This is a genomic window from Acinetobacter sp. YH12069 (assembly GCF_013419675.1).
Taxonomy (GTDB): domain Bacteria; phylum Pseudomonadota; class Gammaproteobacteria; order Pseudomonadales; family Moraxellaceae; genus Acinetobacter; species Acinetobacter amyesii.
The window spans coordinates 1-20516 of record NZ_VOZS01000014.1 but is presented as its reverse complement, the minus strand read 5'-3'; the positions used below and the strand labels follow the sequence as shown (position 1 = coordinate 20516).

Below are 20516 nucleotides of genomic sequence, written 5' to 3'. Positions count from 1 at the left end.
AAACTTATGAAATTGAAAGCATTCCTTTTGACTGGTCTTGCAGGTCTAACACTTTCTGCATGTACATCTGCACCAACAATTCCACAACTTGAAACAGGTGTATTACAAGAAGTTCAAAACATTGATGTCTACCCAGATACCACAGATAACAAAGCAAAACTGACTAAATTTGTAGATAAATGCGTGATTGAATTTACAGGCAATTTAGAAGAAGCAAAATCTGTTGAACAATGGTCATTTAAAGGCTTAACCCTCATTTCAGGTGGTACAGCAACCTTTGCCAAAGATGGTACAAGTTCAGCGCACAATTTTGATTTAAATGCTGCGGATGTACAAAAGAACTTCCTTGCATTACGCGGTCATTTTGCAAAAGATGCGCTTACACAATGTGAATAAATAATAAAAACCATATCTCCAAAATGGAGGTATGGTTTCATTTTTCGTTGAATCTTGAACCATAATCTGTTCAAACCCATAATTTTTAATCATGAAAATCGTAACTAGAACCACACCACAGCAACGCGCAAAACACACATAAGCCACTGTATTTTCATAAAATTACAATACTGCATTAACTTAACCAAGTTTCCACACTTCAAACTTCCGCGTATCTGAGCTGTTATTGCATTGTGTGATTTATCGCACAAAACCACTTTTTGCTTTTTTTACTCTTAAGATGTCCTCTGCTCCAAAAGCGCAAATGCTGAGTGCAACAGCAGCGTTCAATAAAAGAGGACAATTGCAAAGATGAAACCTTTATTTAAAACAACACTGATCACCGCAGCATTATTCGCAAGCACCCCACTATTTGCGAACACCGCAGTAGAAGCCAATGCGAAAGTTGAAACACAGCAACCGTCTGTACTGCAAAATCTAAAACAAGACATTAATCAGTCTGCGCATGCAGCCGGTGACAAAATTGAAAAAGGCGTCGATAAGACCAAAACATTCACCCAAGAAAAGTGGCAAGACACCAAAGAATTCAGTGCTGACAAAAAGCAAGATGCAAAAAATAAATGGGCTGACCTAAAACAGTCTAAAGATGAAAAGTCAGATGCAGCGAAAGCCAAGATCGATGCCAAGGCTGAGCAAAATAAAGCTAAGCTTGATGAGCGCAAAGCACAGCTCGATGAAAAAGCTGCAAAAGACAAAGCAAAACTCGATGAACGTAAAAGCAATGTCGACAACAAAGTTAATCAAACCAAGAGTTATTTAGGTGAAAAAGCTCAGGAAGGTCGCCAATTTGCCAGTGAAAAATGGCAACAAACCAAAGCGAATTTCCAAAAAGGTCAAGAAGCTAATGTGAGTGGCAGTAGCAATGTACAGTTGCAAACGCCTGTCGCACAAGCTGAAGTCCATAGCTCACATGAAGCCAGCTTAGGTGCTCACAAATAAGTAAACTGGCTTTCATACCCTCCCCTCCAGAGAGTAGGCTCACCCTTCGGTGGGCCTTTTTTTACCTTATGCAAAATACAAACGTGTACAAAGCTGTCATATGCTGTATTGATTTTGCTACGGCAAGTTTTTTTCGCTGCAATTTTTCCTATAATGCGTTAAAACCATTCATCAGATAGAAAATCTATAAAATTCAGAGGTGAAGCTGTGAAGATTTCATTAAAAACAACGTTATGCCTAAGCTTAATATTCACGACACCCATGCTTTGGGCACAAGAAAACACAGCAGCGCAAAGTACTGAGCAACAAGCGAAAAAGCCTGTGAGCCCTTATGGTGATAATCCAAATTTATTGCATGTTTGGGCCTATAAAGCCCAAGAAGGCGTGGTCGGTGCTGCTAAAAATATTGGCGAAATGACTGAACGTGGGATTTCTAAAATTAAGCCTTCGGTTGACCAAGCTTGGGACAATACGAAAACTGCTACTCAAAATACAGTGCAACAGGTTGATCAGGGCGCACAGCAAGCCACCCAAAACGTTAATGAAAAATTGAAGCAAACCCGTGAAAATATCACAGGCAAAACCAGCCAACCTGCGCCCATTAGCCAACAGTCATTGAGCGAACCGTATTCAGGCAATACGATTAATACGGCTCCAAGCAACAATGCGGGGCAAAATAATAATCAATATCCACAAAGTAGTTATCCATCGAGTTCAACGTCTACGACCTATCCAGTGACTGATTTATAATTTAGCACCACATTTAAAAGCTCAACTTTGGTTGGGCTTTTTTAAAACCAAAATTAAATACTTTTGGTCTTTGGCCTATGCCTATAAAAACAATGAATTAATGAGAAAAAAATGCGAATTTTATTTGGTATCTTGCTTGGCATTCTGCTCTGTGTTGGCTCTATGATTGGCTTACAACGTTTTCCACAATTGTTGAAAAGTTATCCACAGTTGCAAACTATTTTTCCCCAATTGTACGATTCATACCAATATAATCATGATGCCGAAGGTAAATTATTACAAACCTTAGAGATGCTAGATGACGAAGAATACAAATCGACTGAAGGCAATGAAGCGACACTGTATCAACTCGATGATCAATGCAAAATAAACCTCTATGTTTTTGGTGAATCCTATCAAAGCCTAACAAGTTATTATTTTCACAAAGGTCAGATTATACGTGCCTATGAAACATATCTGACTTATCCAAACGGTGGCTTTTACGCTGAACCCAATACCAAAGAGCCTTTTAAACTTGAAAAAAGTTATTTACAAATCATGATGCCAAACAATATCAAGACTGAACTTGAATTTGAGCAAATCAAAAATCATTTCAATGCTAAATTTTTCAAAAAATGCTGAAATTTAACTATTAAATTAAACATTAATGCATTAAGCAGTAGGCTTGAGATATCGCCTACGTACAAACGATGCTGTACAGATTTGAATAAGCATCAACAGGCAAAATGGATAGTCAACCCAGACGGATAAATGCTCAATATGAGCAACCTCTCCAAAGACAGAAAAATAGACCTGCCCCACAATAATAGGCACCACAACAAGCCATAGTCCCCAATACCAATAGCGATTTAAAAAATCAATAAGCGCTAAGACGCAATGCGCAATAAAAAATACCGAAACCAACACAACTTGTAAGGTCGGCATGAATTTATGAACTTCAAAATCAGGGTTCTGGAATAAATAATTTTCACTGATATTTAGTACATAACTGTACCATGCCCAAGTGATGCATGCGGTAAAGAGAATCAGCATGCAAAATAATCTTAAACTTTTTTTATTGGCAAGATCGACCTGCATAGACATCCCTATTTATATGGAGCATTGTTCAAAAATAATGTTCCTTAAACTCGATTTTAATTCACCTGTCGAATTACCATCCCAGCTTTAAAGGCTTCTACATTTTCCACCAATTGCTGCACAATGCGTTGTCGCGCATCGACGCTGCCCCATGCACTATGTGGGGTAATGATTAAATTTGGAATACTTGGGTCAAGCAACACATTGCCCTGCTTGGGTGGCTCAACGGTCAAGACATCGGTTGCCGCACCTGCGATCTTTCCTGATTTTAATGCCTCGGCTAATGCAGTTTCATTGACAACACCACCTCGTGCGCAATTGATCACAAAGGCCGATGCTTTCATTTGAGCCAAGCTTTCATAATCGAGTAAATCACGGGTTTCCTCTGTTAAAGGACAATGCAAACTGAGAAAATCGACCTGCGCTAGCATCTCAGAAAAGGCCACTCGCTCAGCCACCATAGGTCGATTCGGTAGCGCACCAATCATAATTTTCATGCCAAAAGCTTTAGCCAAATGTGCCACGGCTTGCCCCAATTCGCCATAGCCGACAATCCCCAAAGTCTTACCGGCCAACTCAATAATTGGAAAATCCAGTAAGCAGAACTGATCCGCTTTTTGCCAATTTCCTTGTTGAACCGCCCGATCATACTGTCGAAATGATGTCGCCAAGTTCAACATTAACATCAAGGTATGCTGTGCGACCGCAGCGGTGCCATAAGCTTGGCAATTACACACCACGATGCCTTGTTGCTGTGCTTGTACAAGGTCAACGTTATTGGTGCCAGTGGCAGAAATTAAGATCAGTTTTAATTGCGGATTGAGCTGCATGTACTCAGCATTGATGTGTACTTTATTGCTGATAATCACATCAGCCCCTTGTATGCGCTGGGCAACCTCTGCAGCCGCTGTTGCGGGATAGAGCATCAATTCATCAAACTGTGCTTCTAGTCCGCTAAAATCTAAGTCTTGTTTATCTAGAGACTGATAATCTAGAAATACCGCTTTCATGGCTGCTTCCCTTCTGGCCGATTATAAAGATTCGATTGTGAATGATTAAAACCTGTGATGCACCAAAGTGCAATCGAACAGCATATAAAAAAACCCGCTATTTCGCGGGTTTATCGAGATGATGTTGCAGTGAATTTCGAATTTTGAGTATGACATAAATGGTCAGTATCGTAAGTAACAACATACTGCTGCTAAAAATTAGTATGCTTGAACTAACCCCCTGTGCATAGGCTGAACCCATGGTCAGCACTAAGATGAATAATACAGCAAGCATCTGTGTTGAATGCATACTGATACCCCTCATATTCCTTATGATGATTTAGGTAGTATGATTGTTTTTCATACTACCTTTCTTTCATCATAATCCCTTCCTACAAATTAGCAAGCTTTGGATTTTCAACTAAATGTCGCGCTTAAATTTGTTCGGGTTGCACCACGAATTGACAAGATGCATCGGCATTTTCCACAAAGAAGACTTGACCAAATTCATCGCTACTCAAACGTAGTTCTTTATAGTTCAGCGTGTAATAGCCCACATATTTCTGCATTAAAATCGGATGCATACCAGTCGCAAGCTCGTCTTGAGCTAAGACCAATTTCATTACCTGACGGTCATTCATCACCACCATGTAACGCTCATCTTGGACTTGGACGTAAACTAGACCTGTGCCTTTTGGCTGTAAAGGAATCAAAAACTTATGGTTCAGCGCAATCACACCGGCTGCATAGCTTTCAATTTTTTGGCTAATCACATTAAACACTAAACCATGTTCAAACTGGTCGAGTAGTAGGCTACGATTTTCCTGTGGTAAAAAGGTCGTGATCCCCAACTTTTGCAGATCTTGCTCACTGACTTGTTTGTTATTAAACAATACCCGTAATAAGGTTTGTTTTTGTTTGGCATCAAAAAACTGAGGGTCAAGCTGAAACGAATTGCTTTTTAAAATTTCACCCAAGGCATCACGATGGCGTGTCAGTAAATTTTCGATGACTTTTCGATAATAAAATTTGCTGTTTTTCTTAACCCGACGCATTTTTTGATAAAAATACGGCGCATCAAAAGGATGTCTCAAGAAATCATTTAACAGTTCAGAACTCGCCAATACCGCAATGGCATCATGCCCTGTAAACGGCAGATGTAACACATGCACATGCGGAATTAAGGCCTGTAGTTTTTCAAAGTGTGCGCGATCTTCTGGACAATAAGGATCATACACCACGATATATTCGCGTGTAGTCGATACGTCTTCAGCAAGTACCCGCATATTGGCATGCAGATTGGGTTGAAAGAACATGCCATAGCGTGTATCGACAATGTCTTCAGGGTCTATGGAGTACTGCGGCACCATACTGACCACGCGCTGAAAACCAAATAAGCTGGCATACTTAATGGCAGCATAGCCGCCCATGGAACCACCATAAGCAATACGCAGATCAAATTGTTCGAGGATCGGCTTGATGGCTTGATACATCGGCTGCATTGATGATGCTGGAAACCACGATTTTTGTTTCGGCATCACACCGATCACATTAAAATCATATTTTTGCAAAGACTTCTCGGCATTGATGCTCAAGCCCTTGGCACGGGTAATCAAATCACCGAAGGAGAAAATAAGCTCACGAGAACTGCCAGGCTGAAAAATGACACGAATTTGATCATCTTCAAAAATGATGTGCTTTTCCATTGTACTTTGCTCCAGTCCTTGTTGCGTCACGCTTTTCCTTCCTTGTTGCATTCAAAGTTTAATTTATTCCGAATATGCTATTTTATAGAGGCCATACAGATTAAAAAGTGCAGAATATGACACATTCAATACATCCTGCCGCACAACCAGGCTTTAGCTCTGCAGCTGAACTCTATCAACAAGCCCGCCCTGACTACCCGATTGAAATCAGTGCATGGCTACAACAACATTTAGCTTTAGCCCCTCAAGCCCATTTGGTGGACTTAGGCTCAGGTACAGGCAAATTTCTCGAGTATATTCGTCCACTCAGTGAAAATATCACCGCGATCGAACCTGTGCATGAAATGCTGCAACAATTGCAGAAAAAACATCCGCATATTGCAACTTTAGCCGCCCAAAGTGATCAGATTCCACTGCATGATCATTCTGTGGCAGCGGTATTTTGTGCCCAATCATTTCATTGGTTTGCCACCCCTGAAACCCTCAATGAAATCAGTCGTATCTTAGTTCCCAATGGAGATCTTGTATTGATTTGGAACCAGCGTGATATCCAAGTCAATTGGGTCAAACAACTCGCTGATGTCTTGAGTGAACTCGAAGGTGACACACCACGTTATCATAGTGGGCAATGGCAAAAAGTGTTTGAGCAGCAGCAAACATTTAAATTAATTGCCGAAACCACCTTTCAACAATTGCATCATGGTACAGTGGAACACGTGGTTTCCAAACGATTATTGTCCACCAGTTTTATTGCAGCGTTAAGCCTGGATGGACAACAAAAACTGAAACAACAATTTGAAAATATCGTGGCTGAATCAACCCAAAAGACTGCACAGGATTTCATTGATTTTCCGTATATCACGCATGTCTATATCTTTAGAAAAACACATTAGGACACGATTATGCTCTTGCCAATCTCTTTTAAAAAACTCTGTGTCATCTTCCTCATGGGTACGGTGCTAGGACTCACTGCATGTGAAAAATCATCTAAAACGGTGGAACAAAATAGTGAAATCAGTTCCGATGATCAAATCATGAAAGAGCTAAATAGTGATCCTATTAAAAACTTTGCCAAGACCCCAGATGATCTACACGACTTAACGCTACTGACGCAATATGACGAGAGCTTTAGTCAAATTAGCGATGAGATGGAAGATGAGCTGATGAAACTGCGTGAGGAAGGCAAACTCACTGATGAATTTGCTACACAGCGTAAGCGTGACAACATCCAGTCGGCGCTGAATATGCTCAAAGAACTCGAAATGAAAACTGAGCAAGGCCGTTATATTCAAGGCTTGATGTATCAATATTGGGACAATCAATCACAAATTTATCGTGAGAAAAATCAAGCAGCCGATGGCGAGTTAAAAAATCCAAGTGACAGTGTCAAAGGTCTCGGTCAGTTTATTCATGCTCAAGAACAATTGGGACATTGGCAAGAACAATATCCCGAGCTTAAACATCCTGCTCAAGCTCAATAAATTAAAAGTCGAAAAATGACTTAAACAAAAAGGGTTCCACGTGAACCCTTTTTTATTTAGAAATACAACGCAAAAAATTAAGGACGCTCTGCATATTGCGGTAAATCATCATGAATACTGTCCCATTCAGCTTTGGATGCGACAAAGATATGACAGGTCGGTTTCTGCGTCAGAGGCGTATCTAAGGTACCTATACGTAGGCGGTAATAATCAGGCGTTTCAGCCTTAATACTGATGATCGGCGAACCACACTCACTACAAAAACAGCGCTGCGTAGTGGCCGTGGACGCATACTGTTTCAGAAACTGCTCACCAGCCACAATTTTAAAATCTGCTTTAGCAATCGGGGCATTGGTCGCAAATGCTGTACCATTGGCTTTTCTACACCGAGAACAATGACATTGCACGATTTCACCAATCGGACCATTGATCTCATAACAAACCGCTCCACACAAGCAGCTTCCGGTATATTGTTCTTGTACGCGCATAGTGGTCTTTCTTAGAAGAATTTCATCTCAAAATATCACAACTCCTCAGCAAGATTGTGACAATTTGAAGCGCTTAGTTCTGCAAAGAAACCAGATAGTTTTGAACCCCTTCACCTGCTGCTCGACCGGTCGCAAGGCATGCTGTCAGTAAATAGCCTCCAGTAGGCGCATCCCAATCCAACATTTCACCGCAAGCAAATACTGCAGGATTGCTCTTCAATTGTAAGCCATCATTTAGGACTGAACGCTTCACACCACCTGCGCAGCTAATCGCCTCATCTATCGGGCGAAATCCATCGAGTTGAATATCTAAATGTTTAATTTTCGCAGCAAGTAATGCAGGCTTATGCCACAAAGATTTATCCACAAGTTCACGGACCAGCGCAGCTCTCGCCACATCTAAACCGGCTTTACGCCAAACATTGGTTAAAGATTGCTTCTTCGAAGGCTGTAATTTCTTTGCCAATTGCTCAATACTTTGGTCTGGCAATAAGTCCAAAGTGAGCTGCATGGGCTGAGCAGATTTCACCTGTTGACGCAAAGCTCGACCTTGTTTGTAGATCAATCCACTTTCCAGTCCATAGTGTGAAATAATGATATCGCCTTGGGTCGGCTCGGCTTGATCGACCCATGCATTGACCCGCTTTAAAGGCTGTCCAAACACGGGTTGCATGAACTTCGACCAAACGCGTTCCACACCGGCATTACTGGCCTGAAAAGCTTCAATACACTCAGGCTGCAGCCATTTTTGCCATGCGCCATCACTGCCTAAACGTGACCAAGACACTGCGCCACATGCCATAATAATCGCATCAAAGCCAAACGCTTGATTTGATCCATCAACAAGGTTTTGAATCGTCAGCTGATTGGACTGTAAGTCCAAAACTTGATGTCGATAATGAAACTGCACCCCGTCGAGACTGAGACGTTTTAACCATGAACGCAGCAAAGGCGCAGCTTTCATTTCAATAGGAAATACCCGACCCGATGAACCAATATAGGTTTCAATACCCAGTCCCATCATCCATTGTTGAATCCATGCTGCATCCCACTGCTTAACCCATGGGCTCAGCCATTCCACTTGATCATAGCGCTGCACAAATTGTTCAATGGGTTCTGCATGCGAAATATTCAGCCCTGTCTTGCCAGCCATTAAAAATTTTCGCGCTGCCGACGGTTTTTGCTCATAAACATGAATGTCATAGTCAAATTGGCTAAGCACTTCCGCCGCCATCAATCCCGCAGGACCTGCACCAATAATTGCAATACGCTGAGTCATGCCCAATTATTCCGCCTGTTCTTTGACAGGATTTTGTCCCTGTAAAGGCTGAAAATCATCAAAACGTGTGGTGTAATCTACAGGCTTGGTAATGATTAACTGCTGACAGAGTTCACCACGTTCTAGATATTTAATCTCAAAGTGTGTACGTGCTGAAGTCTCTGCAATGCGTTCTTTGACAAAAGGTAGCTTCCAAACATCGATTAACTGCTGCTGCGCTTCCTCAATATATTCAGGAATATTACTCGCCAAGGTAATCTGACCACCCGGCTGCAAACGCGACAATAGAAATTCAAAAAACGGCATATTTAACCAGCGCTGTGCAGGATTATGCGGTTCAGGGTTTGGATACAAAATAAAGAATTGCTGTACTTGCGCAGGATGTAAGGCATGTACTACCCAAGGTAATGCATCAGCATGAATTGGAGTTAAATTGTTTTGCCCCTCAAGTTGATGCTGCTTTTGCATTGCCACAAATTTTTCACGGGTGCGCTCTACTGCGATCAACTGAAATTCAGGATGTTGTGCAGTGAATAATAAGGCGTGCTTTCCTTTGCCTGCACCAATTTCCACACAAATTGGAGTTGGCTGAATGGATTGAAAATCACGGGGAGCATGCATACGCTGCGCTTGAAATTGACGAATAGGCATAAACAGATCAAACTAAACAGAACGGCATAAGTCTAACAACTGCGACTGTATTTGCCTAATTGAATCATCCGTTTTTGCTGGAGTTAAGCATGCCCACCACCATGAATTGTCCACGCTGCGGCGCATTGACGACTTGGGAAAATAATGAATATCGCCCGTTTTGCTCAGATCGTTGCAAATTGATTGATCTCGGTGCATGGGCCAATGATGAATATCGTCTGCCGACACAAGATGCACCTCAGGCTGATGGCGGCCGTGAAGAAGATCAGTTCTAAATACGTTTAGCTCAGATTTAAATATAAAAAAAGGTCTAACCTAGTAGACCTTTTTTTATTTTACCGAATCCAGTTAAAGCATATTGCTTAACCCGCTTTACTTGCAACAAAAGGATTGTGCTGCTTTTCATAACCAATGGTACTCATTGGCCCATGCCCAGAAATAAACTGAGTATCGTCAGGTAAACTAAAGCATTCGCGTTGAATCGAGTCTAATAGCTGCTGATGATTGCCACGCGGAAAGTCAGTACGGCCGATAGAACCTTTAAATAATACATCACCTGTCCATAACACCCCATATTTAGCGTTATAGAACATAACGTGGCCTGGTGTATGCCCCGGTGCAAAACGTACTTCAAACTCTTCTTCACCCAGTTTCAGTGTTTCGCCACCTTCTAACCACTGAGTCACATGGACATTTTCAGGGATCGGAAAGCCATATTTGGCTGATACATCTTGAATCATGTCGAGCCAAAATGCATCTTCTTTATGCGGGCCAATCACCGGAACATTCCATGCTTGGGTTAATGCCCCAACCGCACCCGCATGGTCTAAATGGCCATGCGTTAACCACAAGGCTTTGACCGTTAAACCGAGCGCTTCAACTTCGGCTTTTAATTTTTCCGGCTCTCCCCCTGCATCAATCAAGACCGCTTCTTTCGACTCAGAGTCCCAAACAATGGAACAGTTTTGTTGAAATGCCGTGACGGGCACGATTTTAACTTGCAACATAGGGCGACAACCTCAAGGCGTTAATGGGCTAATGTTTGCTTTAAGGCATCAAGATTAGCTTGAAGTAACAAATTGAGCAATCCAACATGATCATCCCGCGCATTTAATGCGGGAATATAACCATATTCGCCACCTCCTGCTGCTTGGAAAATTTCAGCATTTTGCAGCGCCAACTCTTCTAGCGTTTCCAAACAATCCGCTGAAAATGCTGGGCTCATGACCTGTACCGATTTCACGCCTTGTTTGCCCCATGCTTCTAAGGTGGCATCGGTATAAGGCTTCACCCACTCTTGCTTACCAAAACGCGATTGGAAACTAATTTCATACTGTTCAGCAGTTAAACCCAAGGCTTTTGCAACCAAATGCCCAGTCACACGGCAACGATCTGCATAGGGATCACCTTTATCGGCATAAGGCTGTGGAATACCGTGGAATGACATCAATAATTTATCTGGTACACCATGTTTAGCTTGATAATCACGCACACTTTGCGCCAAGGCCTGTATAAACACAGGATGCTGGTAATAGTCACGAATAATGCTCAGACCCGGTAAATTACGTTGCTGCGGAATCCATTGTGCGATCGCATCATATAGCGGCGCAGTCGATGTTGCTGAATATTGTGGGAATAGTGGAAACAGGACGATGTGGTCTTGTGGCTGCTCAGCCAATTGCGCTAAAGCGGCAGAAATCCCCGGATTACCATAAGTCATGGCCGGAATCACATTTAGTTCAAATTCTGGATATTTTGCTGTGAGATGCTGTTTTACTGCGGCGACTTGCTCAAATAAAATTTCACGCATGGGCGAATCATTGCCCCAAACCATTTCATAGGCATGCGCCACACGCTTTGGTCGAAATGGCAAAATGAACAAACGTAGAATGATTTGCCATATCGGTTTCGGGATTTCAATCACCCGCTGATCTGACAAAAACTGTTGCAGAAAACGACGCACTGCGGGCACAGTTGGCGCATCAGGCGTACCTAGATTCGCCAGAATAATGGTGACTTTAGCTTTCTCGACAGGCAACATTACGCTTTTTCCATCAATTTGAATGACGCTAATGTAGCAGCTTTTTATCTATTTAATAAAATAGATTAATATGCAGATTTAAATTGAAAAACTCGATCATTATCTAGCAAATTACTTTCTAGTAATTTTTGACCTTTACTTGTCACTTGCCACAACATCCGCTGACGGTCATCTCGGCCATTGGGCACAATCCAGTCATTCTGCCGCATCTGGCTTTTAATGCTGTGTAAAGCACGAATATTCACTTGTGCCCGCGCAACCGCATGTGCACGCGGCATCTCAATACGAGCATCATCCAAACCTGTTTCATTCAAAAACTCATTCATTCGTTTAGAGAAGAATTCTTCAGGGGTTGGATTAACAAAGGTTGCGCCTAAAATCGACAAGAGCTGCGCCCACGTCATTTTCTTCTGTACTTTTAATTCTTTGAAATTACCATCTTGATAAGCGTGCATGCGGTATTCAAATGAAAATAGTTCATGCATCGACACTTTTGGTAAAGATAGGAATGGATCAACTTCGCGTTTTCCAGACTCTGTTTCGAGTTGAACTAACTGGGCTTTTAAACGATCAATTTCATCATGTAAAGCTTGAGTATTCTGTGGGCGCACCCAACCTGTAACAGGATAGCGTTCTAGCATTTGTGGCATGTTCAATCGAACTGCCATTTCTAAATCACGCAAACTACGATAGGTAAAAACTTGATCAACTTCATTTTGTAATAGTTTTCTAAATTCTTTAAATTTTTCACGAAGTTCAGGTTTAGCATCATGTAACGCATCATCACGTGAATCTGGATCATCATGCATAAACACAATGACAGGTTTTTGCTTGGTCACCGCATAGATGTATTCAAGGTGCATATAGCCCACACCAGACACAGACTGCTCACCGTATTGACTGCCCAATAAAATCATCACATAGTCACAATCGTCAATTTGACGACGTGCAAAAGCAGTGCTCAATGGTGTGCGTTGTTCTAGCCCCCATGAGAAAAACCCCATTCCTACAAGCGTCTGAGCCAAAATGATCCGTTCTGGCTGCATTTCGCTACCAGATGTGGAAATGAATACTTGATAACGCTTATCGAGCATTAGTGATCCTCTCCCGCTGCATAACGCACTCAGCATCGAATTGATCTTAGCTGGAAAATGCGACATGACTACCCCAATAAAAAACTAATTTTTTCATTTAACGTTGTCCAAAATGACTGATTTAGTCTTCTGAACTTATAAGTCCGATGTTGGCAATGTTCCAAGAAATATCATCTTGAATCAGGCGCGCCACAACCGGTTTTAAATTTTCCGCATTATTGCCACTGACATAGCATTCTATACGCAAACAATTTTCTCTTTTCTGATCAAATAATAACTCATTTTTAATCAAAATTCGGGCTGTTTGTCGTGCAACTGCAAAACCTGAGTCAATTAATGTCAGCTTCTGACCAAAAATATACTGAATTGCCGATTTTAGGAAGGGGTAATGCGTACATCCAAGCACTAAATAATCTGCACCGGCATCTACAACTGGCTGTAATATCTCGGTTAATGTCTGCAGGCAAGGCTCAGTCATTTGCGCACCTGCTTCAACAAAGGGCACCAATTCCAGACTGGTCACTGACAAAACTTGCACCCCTGCAGGTTCAGCAAAACGATGCATCACATCTTTAATCAACTTTCCACGAAATGTCGCAGGTGTTGCAAGAACAGCCACTGTTTTACTTTTTGTTTGCAGAACGGCAGGCTTTAACGCAGGAACTAAACCAATAATGGGGAAGTTCTCCCCATAATGTTCACGCAAATAATCCAAACTAAAAGCAGATGCCGTGTTACATGCCACGACAGCGACTTTACAGCCTTGGCGGTATAACCACTCTATGGCATGTGCAGTCAACTCACGTATATTTTGATCATCACGTGGCCCATAGGGTACATGTGCAGTATCGGCATAATACACAATGCGTTCATTCGGCAAGTAGCGCGCAATTTCTAAAGCCACAGATAAGCCACCAATCCCCGAATCAAATAAACCGATCGGTGCATCTGCGCCAGCTTTCGGCATGGGTACATCCAGTGGGTAAATGGGGTGAATGGCGGTCATAGGGTCACTTATATATTGTTCAGAATGACAAGGTGGAAAGCTTAAACCTCAGGTGCCTAATTGCAAGCGCAAATCACCACTTTGTAACACTAAAATGGATTCACCTTTTTCATTTTCAAGCAGTTCACCCATCTCAACCAAATGAAAGAATGCGGCACGCTGGATCAGTGCATTAATTCCAAAACGCACATGTACATAAGGGCGCAATTCACCTTGATATTCACGCATAAAAATAGGATGTTCATCATCCACAACAATCACGTCTTGTGTTGTGGTCGTAAACTGGATATAGCGCTTGTTTTCTAGCTCAAGCGTATCGACTTGATTAACAAATAAAGGCTCATCTTCCACCTGTATTTCAATTTGCTCGACTGGGGTCTTTAAATAGAACTTGCTGTCTTCTTTCCATAGTACTGTCGAGAACAAGTCAATAAGCGCTTGGCGTTTGATCAATTGACCATCGTGCCACCATTCTCCGTTGGCTAAAACCTTCAGATCCATTGCACCACAATGCTTTGGATGCCATTGATCTAATGGGGGGATTGACCTTTTGTGACCGGACTGTCCATCTTTTAAGTATTGTGCAATGTTCATTAAATTTCTATCATCCCTATTAATGAATTTTTTCGTCGGGTTTTCGTTCAATTGCTGCTTCATCCGCCTAATAAATACCTTAGTGACGGAAAAATAATATGATTCAGCCAATTGGCTAGAACTCGGTTTAAAACTATACTAGCCCACAATATCAAAGACACGATAGAAAAATTGTGTCTGGGCATTAAGAACACTCATGGCAGCACCATTTAAATGAATTGAATGGATGCCACCTTCCGAAATATGAGGAGTCCTACATGGAACACATCGAACGTGAATCGATGGAGTTTGACGTAGTTATCGTCGGTGCAGGTCCTGCCGGCCTATCTGCTGCGATTAAAATTCGTCAACTTGCAATTGAAAATAACCTAAACGATCTGTCCGTTTGTGTCGTGGAAAAGGGCTCCGAAGTGGGTGCGCATATTCTATCGGGTGCTGTGCTTGAACCCCGCGCGATGAATGAGTTGTTCCCAGATTGGAAAGAACAAGGCGCACCGTTAAATGTGCCTGTCACTGAAGACAAAACCTATTTCTTATTGTCTGATGAAAAATCACAAGAAGCACCGCATTGGATGGTGCCTAAAACCATGCATAACGATGGCAACTATGTTATTTCGTTAGGTAACGTGGTTCGTTGGTTGGGCGCTAAAGCTGAAGAATTAGAAGTGTCTATTTTCCCAGGCTTTGCCGCGTCTGAAATCCTTTACCATGAAGATGGTACTGTGAAAGGTATTCAGACTGGTGACATGGGCATTGGTAAAGATGGCGAACCAACGCATAACTTTACTCCTGGCTATGAACTGCATGCCAAATACACATTATTTGCTGAAGGCTGTCGTGGTCATTTGGGTAAACGTCTGATTGCTCAGTTCAATTTAGATAAAGATGCTGATCCGCAACATTACGGTATTGGTATTAAAGAACTTTGGGAAATCGATCCTGCTAAACACAAGCCAGGTTTGGTGATGCACGGTGCAGGTTGGCCTTTAAATGAAACAGGTTCTTCAGGCGGTTGGTGGTTATACCACGCTGAAAACAACCAAGTGACTTTGGGTATGATCGTTGACTTGTCATACACCAATCCACACATGTATCCATTTATGGAAATGCAGCGCTGGAAAACACATCCACTGATCAAGCAATATCTTGAGGGTGGTAAGCGTATTTCTTATGGCGCACGTGCGGTTGTAAAAGGTGGCTTCAACTCACTACCTAAATTCACTTTCCCAGGTGGTAGCTTAATTGGTGATGACGCAGGTTTCCTAAACTTTGCAAAAATCAAAGGCTCTCATACAGCAATGAAATCAGGCATGCTGTGCGGTGAAGCTGTATTTGAAGCGATTGCTGCGGGTGTGGAAAAAGGTGGTGACCTTGCCATTGCACGTGTGACTGAAGGTGAAGACTTCTTCGCTAAAGAGTTAACTGCGTACACAGACAAGTTCAACAAAAGTTGGTTGAAAGAAGAGTTATATAACTCTCGTAACTTCGGCCCTGCTATGCATAAGTTTGGTCAATGGATGGGTGGTGCGTTCAACTTTGTTGATCAAAACATCTTTAAAGTGCCGTTCACGCTGCATGACTTACAGCCCGACTTCAGCGCTTTAAAAACTGTCGATGCTGCGAACTTCAAACCGAATTATCCAAAACCAGATGGTAAAATTACATTTGACCGTTTGTCTTCAGTATTCGTATCGAATACCGTTCACGAAGAGAACCAGCCTGCTCACTTGAAACTGACAGATGCGTCTATTCCTGTAAATGTGAACTTACCAAAATGGGATGAGCCTGCTCAGCGCTACTGCCCTGCTGGTGTTTATGAAATTATGGAAGAGAATGACGGTTCTAAACGTTTCCAAATTAACGCGGCCAACTGTGTACACTGTAAAACGTGTGACATCAAAGATCCGTCTCAAAACATTACTTGGGTAACACCTGAGGGTGGCGGTGGTCCTAATTATCCTAATATGTAATCTCTTTTGAGATTGAAATAAACCCGCTTAATGCGGGTTTATTTTTTAATAGACAATCACACTCTTTAAATAAATATTATTACAAAAAAACTAATTCCTATAAAAAATGAATTTCATAAGTATTTCATTTAAAATAATTATCAATGTATTATTTTATATCCACTAGATTTAGATATTTTATAAATAATTAAAATAAATAACCTCACTAAGCCTAAATACAAATTTAAATTTCATCTATATAGTAATATAATTTTTTTAGACCCTTCAATTTTATAATAATTAATTTTAATTTCTCTAGAACTTTCCATATTACAAAGCTTACTTACAACTTCATCTCCTCCACCGTACATTGTAATTTCCTTATTTTCGATCAGAAAATTAAACGATGTCGGCTCTTCATGATTTCGATGAATTTTTTCCAACTTATATTTTAAAGTTAGATCTTTTATTTTAGAAAAATCAGTACTATTAAATGGGAAAATCCCCCTATTACACCCACCTAAAAAAAGCACTTGTTTATTTTTCTCGTATAAATATGCTATTTTTTCGTCATCAGCATATACATGCGAGCTAATGAGCATCATAAAAACTAATATATTCTTCTTCATTTTAATGGCCTACTCTCTCTAATTTGAGTAACCCTATATTGATCATACTGAACAGCATCACTTTGAAAATATGCATTATCAGGATGATGAGATAATCATTTTTTAGCCATCACATTATAATTTATTCTGACCTAAAATACTGTAGCTCAATCAAATACTACATCTATATTTAAGTATTATTTTTTTAAAACAAGTAATTTAATTTCACCAAAAATTTAAAATGATAGCTTTAAACCCAATATCTTTATTTAATAAACTTATAAGTCTATAAAATATTGAGTTTGCTTGAGACAACAAACCCGCTTAGGCGGGTTAATTTTAAATTATTATAAAAAAATCAACTACCTTCTTATTTCAAACGCTTGAAAGTTATTAGGATACTTCTGTTTTCTATATTGTTCAGATTTTACAATAAATATAACATCAAACAATCCCTCATAAGAATATATATACCTATAATTACTTAATCTTGAGTCAAAATCAATTTTCTTAAAATTTAAAGAACTATTATTTTCAAAAAAATTGTCATTAAAATTTGGGATAAATTTAGTATAAAATACATTTTTACTATGTAATTTAATAACACTCCATTCAGAATCACCAACATTTTTAATTAAATTAACTTGCAAGTCTGGAAAGTTCGGGATATTAAAATATACTCCTTGCTCCTTCTTAAAGTTATTATTTTTGTGGGCTAAAATTTCTAACTTACCAAGCATTAAATCTGATTTATTAAAATCTCCATTTTTTACACAAAAAATAATTCTTTCAATTAATAATTGGTAATTAATATTATTTTTTGAAATAAATTCATTATTCATATTCAATCCATTTATCGACTTATCATTAACACTATTATTTGCATAACAGCCGAAAAAACTAGTACTTACCCATACGATTACTAGTAAAAAAATACGCATTCCATATCCCTTACAAGTATGATTTGAAATTAATTTTCGTAATAGCCATTCTCAAACAAAGGATCAAGTTGACCATTTTCCAACTTCCACGATGATACACTGAAATCATGCTCACCATCAGCATCAAATAAATCGACACCTTTACCATCCTCGGGATATTCAGGATAAATGTAAGCATTATCTCCATATTTTTTATAAAATTGACTACACCACATATATGGATTTACCACCCTAAAAGGGGGAATTTTTCCATCAATTTCAATGTATCCTTTTCCATTTGGCAAGTCATCAATGACATCATCTAAAATATCTTCTGCTTCTTCAGCACAGGTATCATTCAAAATTACATTATAAGGTTTTCCTTTAAGCACTGCCGCTTCAACTTTTGCTACTTTTTGTTTAATTTTATGAAATTTTTTTTCCGTGATATTTATTTTAAATATTTGAACAACTTCATAAATTAAATAAGAAGTTGTACTTGGCCTTTTATTTACGTATCCATTTGCATAAATTTTTTCATTTCCGTCTATCTCTTCTTCACCTTTTTTATATTCTATATCTCCCAACTCTTCTGTTGGGCCAAAACTAAAAAAGGCCTCCACAACATTATTTTTGGTTATGTAAAAGAAAGCATGGCCATAATCACTACCCTCCCCTTGCAAAATTTGAACTTTTTCAACTTTATTTTTTAAAATACCTACTTTGCGTTCAACAAAAGCTGTTTCTGCTAAATTTGCTTCAAATCCAACCAACAAAGAATAATTATCAATTTTAATTTCAGTTTCAGGCTTTCCTTCTTGTGTATCAACCATTTGACTCATTTAATTATTATCCTTTAAAAAATCTTCAGCATCTTGACCAACCAAAATTCTTAATTTTTCCTTCTGCTGAGTAAAAATACGTTTTGTCATTGCGTTAATGTCACTTATTCCAGCCAAGTATTCTCCATTTGGTTTTACAATCACATATTTTTCATTTGGCATTATTTTTTGAGTATGATCTATGACCTTAATTTGTTGACTGAAGCTTTTCAGTTCATTTGGCAAGGTTGTGATTGGAACATTTACTTGTTGAGGCCCCACAAACTTATGCTGCCCTGCCTTCACCTCAAACTTACCGCTAGTAGTAGGCAATACACCCGCACTACTAATTTCAATCTGACTACCACCAGCAACTAAAACAATTTTTTTGCTTGCTTTGATTTCAACTTTATCTTCCGTGGAAATAATTTGAATACCTTTTCGGGCAATCAGATCCGCCCCATCTCCTTGCGCTTGGATTTCAACTTTGCCTTTACCAGCATAAGCTCTTAAGCTTTCTTGTGCTGCAAATAGACTGATCTTGTTTTGTGCATGGGCAATCAAGGATTTTTGGCTACTGAGGTTGATGCTATCGCCTGCACTTTGGCTGATCTGCCCATCCGCTGAAAGATGAATATCTTCCTGACTACTCACAGCAATGGAGTTTGGTGCAGATAAAATCATTAAGGCTTGTTTAAAGGCATCAGCTTTTTCTTTACTGCCTTTTTCGATTTGGCCAAGGAAGTTTTTCAGATTATCTAAGACTTCAAGCGGGTCAGTTTGCTGGTTTTTCGCCACTTCACTTAAGGCTTTACTGCTGTTTAAGTTGGCTTCGATTTGTTCTTTCGCCGCTTGTGCGTCGAGGTGCATTGCTGCTGCTTGTTGTTGTGGGTGTGTACTAACAAGTAGCCCCTGTCCTGCACGCACTGCACCCCATTGGTCGGTTCTCAGTTCAAAGCCTTCGCCTCTTCCCTCACTTTCTGCGGTTTCTTTGGGATGACTGAGGTTCCCTAGGTTGAGCTGAGTGGCGCCATGGGTACTTTGTAATTGTGTTGAGATTTGTCCAGTCGTGTCATCAAAGCGAAGTTGTCCAAAGCCTTCACCTTGGACTTCCTTACTTTTTATTCCAGCCAGTTTTTTGGTCTCAGGTAGTTTGCCTTTACTATCAAATTGGGTTGGACTGCGCTTTGCTTCATGTATGCGCCCCACCACAAATGGTCGGTCGATATTGCCGTCAAAGAAATCGATGACCACGATTTCATTAATACGTGGTAAGAAACGTGCACCATAGCCTTCACCGGCCCATGGGGTAAGCACATCTACCCATGCAGAATCCGTATCATTGTCATTACTACCTGCACCGCCATCATGGCTGTGGTCATCACCACGGGTAAATAAGAAGCGGACTTTGATACGCCCCCATTCATCGACATGTATTTCTTCACCGCTTGGCCCAACGACTTTGGCACGTTGCGGATGGGTGCTTGGACGGTGTTCGAGTGGGTTATATTCAGGAACGGTCGCAATATTGCGGCGTTGCAATGTGAGCTGATTGGCCTGACGCTCGGCCTGTTCATGGATGGGTTTAATATTCCACTGGCTTTGTTCAATCAGTTGATTGACCTGTTCAGTGAGATCTTTGGGTAAGTTATTTTGGTTATAGAATT

24 protein-coding genes are annotated in these 20516 nt (G+C 40.5%); 8 read left to right on the top strand and 16 right to left on the bottom strand.

The window, feature by feature from the left end; translation table 11 throughout:
- The first annotated feature begins 6 nt into the window (after positions 1–6).
- The 4 genes from FTU16_RS11735 to FTU16_RS11720 all read left to right on the top strand — a co-directional run bounded on the left by FTU16_RS11735 (position 7) and on the right by FTU16_RS11720 (position 2766).
- Positions 7–396 carry a hypothetical protein gene (locus FTU16_RS11735; protein ID WP_078189759.1) on the top strand — a complete coding sequence of 130 codons (390 nt, stop codon included), beginning with the start codon at positions 7–9 and terminating at the stop codon, positions 394–396.
- 351 nt (positions 397–747) lie between these two features.
- Positions 748–1395 carry a hypothetical protein gene (locus tag FTU16_RS11730; protein ID WP_180163320.1) on the top strand — a complete coding sequence of 216 codons (648 nt, stop codon included), beginning with the start codon at positions 748–750 and terminating at the stop codon, positions 1393–1395.
- A 213-nt stretch (positions 1396–1608) separates the two neighbouring features.
- Positions 1609–2145 carry a hypothetical protein gene (locus FTU16_RS11725; protein ID WP_373683899.1) on the top strand — a complete coding sequence of 179 codons (537 nt, stop codon included), beginning with the start codon at positions 1609–1611 and terminating at the stop codon, positions 2143–2145.
- A gap of 111 nt (positions 2146–2256) precedes the next feature.
- On the top strand, positions 2257–2766 hold the full coding sequence (locus FTU16_RS11720) for a hypothetical protein (protein ID WP_180163319.1): 510 nt from the start codon (positions 2257–2259) through the stop codon (positions 2764–2766).
- 30 nt (positions 2767–2796) lie between these two features.
- Here FTU16_RS11720 and FTU16_RS11715 read toward each other — a convergent pair whose 3' ends face one another.
- The 4 genes from FTU16_RS11715 to FTU16_RS11700 form a co-directional block, all read right to left on the bottom strand.
- Complete coding sequence (locus tag FTU16_RS11715) at positions 2797–3222, bottom strand: hypothetical protein (protein WP_180163318.1); 426 nt, start codon at positions 3220–3222, stop codon at positions 2797–2799.
- A 56-nt stretch (positions 3223–3278) separates the two neighbouring features.
- Positions 3279–4232, bottom strand: coding sequence for a 2-hydroxyacid dehydrogenase (locus FTU16_RS11710; RefSeq protein WP_180026635.1), 954 nt, complete (start codon positions 4230–4232; stop codon positions 3279–3281).
- 97 nt (positions 4233–4329) lie between these two features.
- A complete protein-coding gene (locus tag FTU16_RS11705; protein ID WP_078189765.1) occupies positions 4330–4521 on the bottom strand; it encodes a hypothetical protein in 192 nt (63 codons plus the stop codon).
- A 124-nt stretch (positions 4522–4645) separates the two neighbouring features.
- Positions 4646–5917 (bottom strand): alpha/beta fold hydrolase, encoded by a 1272-nt coding sequence (locus FTU16_RS11700; RefSeq protein ID WP_180163348.1) that lies wholly within the window; start codon positions 5915–5917, stop codon positions 4646–4648.
- Positions 5918–6033: 116 nt separating this feature from the next.
- Between FTU16_RS11700 and FTU16_RS11695 the strand changes: the two genes are divergently transcribed.
- Complete coding sequence (locus FTU16_RS11695) at positions 6034–6810, top strand: class I SAM-dependent methyltransferase (protein ID WP_180163317.1); 777 nt, start codon at positions 6034–6036, stop codon at positions 6808–6810.
- 9 nt (positions 6811–6819) lie between these two features.
- Positions 6820–7398, top strand: coding sequence for a hypothetical protein (locus FTU16_RS11690; RefSeq protein WP_180163316.1), 579 nt, complete (start codon positions 6820–6822; stop codon positions 7396–7398).
- 77 nt (positions 7399–7475) lie between these two features.
- Here FTU16_RS11690 and FTU16_RS11685 read toward each other — a convergent pair whose 3' ends face one another.
- The 3 genes from FTU16_RS11685 to FTU16_RS11675 form a co-directional block, all read right to left on the bottom strand.
- Positions 7476–7886, bottom strand: coding sequence for a GFA family protein (locus FTU16_RS11685; RefSeq protein ID WP_180163315.1), 411 nt, complete (start codon positions 7884–7886; stop codon positions 7476–7478).
- A gap of 73 nt (positions 7887–7959) precedes the next feature.
- A complete protein-coding gene (locus FTU16_RS11680; protein WP_180163314.1) occupies positions 7960–9165 on the bottom strand; it encodes a TIGR03862 family flavoprotein in 1206 nt (401 codons plus the stop codon).
- A 6-nt stretch (positions 9166–9171) separates the two neighbouring features.
- A complete protein-coding gene (locus FTU16_RS11675) occupies positions 9172–9822 on the bottom strand; it encodes a DUF938 domain-containing protein (RefSeq protein WP_180163347.1) in 651 nt (216 codons plus the stop codon).
- Positions 9823–9905: 83 nt separating this feature from the next.
- On the opposite strand from FTU16_RS11675, the gene FTU16_RS11670 reads away from it, so the two are divergent.
- Positions 9906–10091 (top strand): DNA gyrase inhibitor YacG, encoded by a 186-nt coding sequence (locus FTU16_RS11670; RefSeq protein WP_078189771.1) that lies wholly within the window; start codon positions 9906–9908, stop codon positions 10089–10091.
- An 87-nt stretch (positions 10092–10178) separates the two neighbouring features.
- On the opposite strand, the gene FTU16_RS11665 is transcribed toward FTU16_RS11670, so the two are convergent.
- From FTU16_RS11665 to FTU16_RS11645, 5 genes are all read right to left on the bottom strand, one after another.
- Positions 10179–10823, bottom strand: a complete 645-nt coding sequence (locus FTU16_RS11665; RefSeq protein ID WP_180132726.1) for an MBL fold metallo-hydrolase — start codon at positions 10821–10823, stop codon at positions 10179–10181.
- 20 nt (positions 10824–10843) lie between these two features.
- On the bottom strand, positions 10844–11857 hold the full coding sequence (hemH, locus tag FTU16_RS11660; RefSeq protein ID WP_180163313.1) for a ferrochelatase: 1014 nt from the start codon (positions 11855–11857) through the stop codon (positions 10844–10846).
- 65 nt (positions 11858–11922) lie between these two features.
- Positions 11923–12951 carry a DUF4062 domain-containing protein gene (locus tag FTU16_RS11655; RefSeq protein WP_067764038.1) on the bottom strand — a complete coding sequence of 343 codons (1029 nt, stop codon included), beginning with the start codon at positions 12949–12951 and terminating at the stop codon, positions 11923–11925.
- A gap of 121 nt (positions 12952–13072) precedes the next feature.
- Positions 13073–13957 (bottom strand): glutamate racemase, encoded by an 885-nt coding sequence (gene murI, locus FTU16_RS11650; protein WP_180089039.1) that lies wholly within the window; start codon positions 13955–13957, stop codon positions 13073–13075.
- 48 nt (positions 13958–14005) lie between these two features.
- Complete coding sequence (locus tag FTU16_RS11645; protein ID WP_180163312.1) at positions 14006–14614, bottom strand: DUF1285 domain-containing protein; 609 nt, start codon at positions 14612–14614, stop codon at positions 14006–14008.
- 194 nt (positions 14615–14808) lie between these two features.
- Here FTU16_RS11645 and FTU16_RS11640 point away from each other — a divergent pair, with 194 nt between their 5' ends.
- Positions 14809–16521, top strand: a complete 1713-nt coding sequence (locus FTU16_RS11640; protein ID WP_180163311.1) for an electron transfer flavoprotein-ubiquinone oxidoreductase — start codon at positions 14809–14811, stop codon at positions 16519–16521.
- A 230-nt stretch (positions 16522–16751) separates the two neighbouring features.
- Here FTU16_RS11640 and FTU16_RS11635 read toward each other — a convergent pair whose 3' ends face one another.
- The 4 genes from FTU16_RS11635 to FTU16_RS11620 form a co-directional block, all read right to left on the bottom strand.
- Entirely contained in the window at positions 16752–17129 is a 378-nt protein-coding gene (locus FTU16_RS11635) for a hypothetical protein (protein ID WP_180163310.1), read from the bottom strand.
- Between the two features lie 341 nt (positions 17130–17470).
- Positions 17471–17950 (bottom strand): hypothetical protein, encoded by a 480-nt coding sequence (locus tag FTU16_RS11630; protein ID WP_180163309.1) that lies wholly within the window; start codon positions 17948–17950, stop codon positions 17471–17473.
- 128 nt (positions 17951–18078) lie between these two features.
- On the bottom strand, positions 18079–18870 hold the full coding sequence (locus FTU16_RS11625; RefSeq protein ID WP_067764051.1) for a hypothetical protein: 792 nt from the start codon (positions 18868–18870) through the stop codon (positions 18079–18081).
- Positions 18871–20516 (bottom strand): DUF2345 domain-containing protein (locus FTU16_RS11620; RefSeq protein ID WP_180163308.1); only part of this gene is annotated, 1646 nt, incomplete at its 5' end.